This window comes from Vreelandella aquamarina (genome assembly GCF_900110265.1).
In the GTDB taxonomy this organism is placed as follows: domain Bacteria; phylum Pseudomonadota; class Gammaproteobacteria; order Pseudomonadales; family Halomonadaceae; genus Vreelandella; species Vreelandella aquamarina.
Genome location: NZ_FODB01000103.1, coordinates 1 through 3,093, shown reverse-complemented (window position 1 = coordinate 3,093; position 3,093 = coordinate 1). Strand labels below are relative to the sequence as shown.

Below are 3,093 nucleotides of genomic sequence, written 5' to 3'. Positions count from 1 at the left end.
GGCTTAGTCGTTCTTCATGAACCGCCGTGGTACGGAACCGTATGCCCGGTGGTGTGGGAGGGCGCCGGGGGTGACCCCGGCCCCTACCCGATTGCCCGGCGAAGCCGGCAAACCCGGCCATCTGAAAGAAGATGGCGTCACCCCGACTGAGGGGAAGACAATCCGACTGGCAAGGGCGTCACTGGCCAACGGTGGGGTCTGAAGGAAGCCATAGGAAGTTAACGGTACACAACGCAAGTGAACCTGCTTCGGCAGCCCAGGTGGGTTAGCGTGCAAAATAGCGCGACGCCCGATACTCAGTCAGACCTGGGCTGTGCTTGAGGGTGGCATCGTTAACAGGGAGCCGGTGCAGTAACCGGGGAAGCCTGACACCGAATCCGGCGAAGCCGGAGGCTGTGGCGCAAGGTGAAAGCCGAGGCCGCAGTCGGTGCGAGGTGGCAGATGAAGCCGTAGTAGTGAGGAAGTTCCGGCCTGAGAAGCCTGGTAACAGCGTGGAGGACAAAACCGGAACGACCGCTGGCGGAGGTTCAGCGGACCGGTCGGGCTCAAAAGCTCTGGTCGGATGCGAAGGGCGGAAGTCATTAACGAGAGTGACGGACGACGAGCGAACAGGTGGACGCTGCGTTCACAAGCTGCCCGACGGGGCAGGGACGTGCATCGGGGTGCTGCGGGAACGCAGTGACTCTGGTGTTCTCCGAACAAGGGAGTAGAGCGATACCGTGGCGGCAGATTGCCAGAGCGCTAGTACCCGGACGGATCGCCTGAAACAGACCAGCAGCCAGACCGATCCTCGGAGTCGTCATCACAGAGATGAGCAGGCATGAGGAAATACTACAGTCTGTACGGGCAATTGCTGTCAAAGCAGCGTCTGTATGAAGCCTTCAGACACGTCAAACGCAACAAGGGTGCGGCCGGAATCGACGGGCAGAGCCTGAGTGCGTTTGAGGCGAATCTGGAGGTGGAGCTGTCGTGCCTGTTACTCGAGCTGAAGGAGAAGCGCTATCGGGCGCAACCGGTCAGACGTGTGGCCATCGCCAAGGACGACGGCGGCGAGCGTCTGCTGGGCATTCCGACGGTTCGGGACCGGGTTGTGCAACAGGCGTTGCGCAGCATCATCGAACCGATCTTCGAGCCGGACTTCCACCCGTCGAGCTATGGGTATCGTCCGGGACGCAGTGGTCATCACGCCATCGGCAAGGCGGAGTTGTTTATCCGCCGCTACCGGCGTGACTGGGTTGTGGACATGGACCTGTCGAAATGCTTCGACACGCTCAACCATGACCTGATCATCCGCCAGTTCCGTCAACGGATCACGGACGGCAGTGTCCTGTCACTGCTGCGCCAGTTCCTGGAAAGCGGCGTGATGGTGGGGTTCCACCTTGAAGAAACGGAGCTGGGAAGCCCGCAGGGCGGCGTGATCAGCCCGCTGATTGCGAACGTCTATCTGGACGCCTTCGACCAGTTCATGAAAGCCCGGGGTCACCGGATCGTCCGCTACGCGGATGACATCCTGATCCTGAGCGGTTCACGAGCGGGCGCGGAGAATGCGTTACGGGTGGCCCAAAGCTACCTGGAAGATGAGCTGAAGCTGACTGTCAATGCCACCAAAACTCACATCGCTCACAGCGATGACGGGGTAAAGTTCCTGGGCGTGGTGATCCACACGAAGTACACCCGCATCCAGGACAAGAAGGTGGTGAAACTCAAGCAGAAGCTGAAAGCACTGACGAAGCGAAACCGGGGCATCGGACTCGCGGCCATTATACGTGAGCTGAATCCGGTGTTACGGGGCTTTGCCAACTACTTCCGGGTGGCGAACTGCGCGAGGGTGTTAAAGCAGGTGATGAGTTGGCTAAGGCGGCGGTTACGTTGCCTCCAGCTCAAGCAGTGGAAAAAGCCGGGCCGGTTGCATCGGAGGCTGAAACAGCTGGGCTATCGCCCGCCGTTTAAGTTCATCAAGATGCAAAGCTGGCGTAATGCCGCTTCACCGCTGGCCCACCATGCGATCCCCAATGCCTACCTGCATAATGACTTACGGTTATTGGATCTGACCAGGGTCAGAACCGGCATCACTGTCCCCGAATTCGGGGTAAGTTAATGGCATGAGCCGTATACGTGGTCCGTATGTACGGTTCTGTGAGAGGGATGAGGCGGTAACGCCTCACCCTACTCGCTGTCGGTATTGGCTGCGCAGGTACGACCCTCCAATAGGGTGAGCGCCACGAGTCAATGTGCGCCTCGAATTTTTGATGAAAAGAGTGTCGAATAGAGCAGCGGTAGATAAAGACGTAAGAACGCTGGGGCACTCATCGGCACCGTTAGAGGAGAAGGGTATGCAGGCGATTGAGTTTGAGGCAGACATTCAAGACGGTATGGTTAAAATCCCGGACGAATATGGAGACTTAAAAAACAGGCATGCCCGGATTGTGGTGCTGTATGAAAACAGCACATCAGAGCCGAGCGAGCCTGGGCCGTCATCCGGTCTCGATTTCTCGTCTGTCAAAGCGCCCACTCTGACAACCCAGGAAGGGGTCGAATATCAACGGAGCATGCGGGATGAGTGGTAACTATTTGCTCGATACAAACGTTTTTATCAACGCGATCGAGCGACAGCTATGCCTGCCGCCTGCCTATTACGCTTACTCCGTGATCACTGAGCTTGAACTGTTGGGATTCCCAGGTTGACCCCTTCAAGAAGAACAGGCTATTTCAGCTTTATTAGCCAAGCTGACACGCGTCGAGCTCAACCACTCGGTAAAAATAGAGACGATCAACACACGTCGTCATACTCAGATGAAATTACCTGACAGCATCATTTCTGCATCTGCCACGGTGACGCAAACAACATTGGTCACAGACGATGCCAAATTGGCAGCTAAGCACCCAGGCAAAGCTATGTCTTTGAATATGCTCTTGAGTTCTTAAGAGTAGATGTCGTCACCGAGATTGAATGATTCACGGTGGCCCAATCCAGGCGGCTAATCGCCGCCTTCGCGGATGCCTCATTTGCTCGTCCCTCGCAAGATTCGTTACGCCGCGCTACGGGTGTCACGTACTTGAGGTGGACTAATTTGTAGCGCGGCGTAAGCGGAG

At 57.1% G+C, this 3,093-nt stretch carries 3 protein-coding genes; all 3 read left to right on the top strand.

Features of this window, described 5'->3' with window-relative positions:
- The first annotated feature begins 820 nt into the window (after positions 1-820).
- The 3 genes from ltrA to BMY49_RS18080 all read left to right on the top strand — a co-directional run bounded on the left by ltrA (position 821) and on the right by BMY49_RS18080 (position 2,925).
- Positions 821-2,098, top strand: coding sequence for a group II intron reverse transcriptase/maturase (gene ltrA / locus BMY49_RS16905; protein WP_089676119.1), 1,278 nt, complete (start codon positions 821-823; stop codon positions 2,096-2,098).
- A 235-nt stretch (positions 2,099-2,333) separates the two neighbouring features.
- Positions 2,334-2,567, top strand: a complete 234-nt coding sequence (locus BMY49_RS16900; protein WP_044630754.1) for a hypothetical protein — start codon at positions 2,334-2,336, stop codon at positions 2,565-2,567.
- Positions 2,568-2,793: 226 nt separating this feature from the next.
- Positions 2,794-2,925: a type II toxin-antitoxin system VapC family toxin gene (locus tag BMY49_RS18080; protein ID WP_164834410.1), complete on the top strand. Its 132-nt coding sequence runs from the start codon at positions 2,794-2,796 to the stop codon at positions 2,923-2,925.
- Positions 2,926-3,093 lie beyond the last annotated feature (168 nt).

What these genes read in the sequence shown, in the direction of transcription:
- ltrA (WP_089676119.1), top strand. Translation starts at nt 821, where the DNA reads ATGAGGAAATACTACAGTCTGTACGGGCAATTGCTGTCAAAGCAGCGT.
- BMY49_RS16900 (WP_044630754.1), top strand. Translation starts at nt 2,334, where the DNA reads ATGCAGGCGATTGAGTTTGAGGCAGACATTCAAGACGGTATGGTTAAA.
- BMY49_RS18080 (WP_164834410.1), top strand. Translation starts at nt 2,794, where the DNA reads ATGAAATTACCTGACAGCATCATTTCTGCATCTGCCACGGTGACGCAA.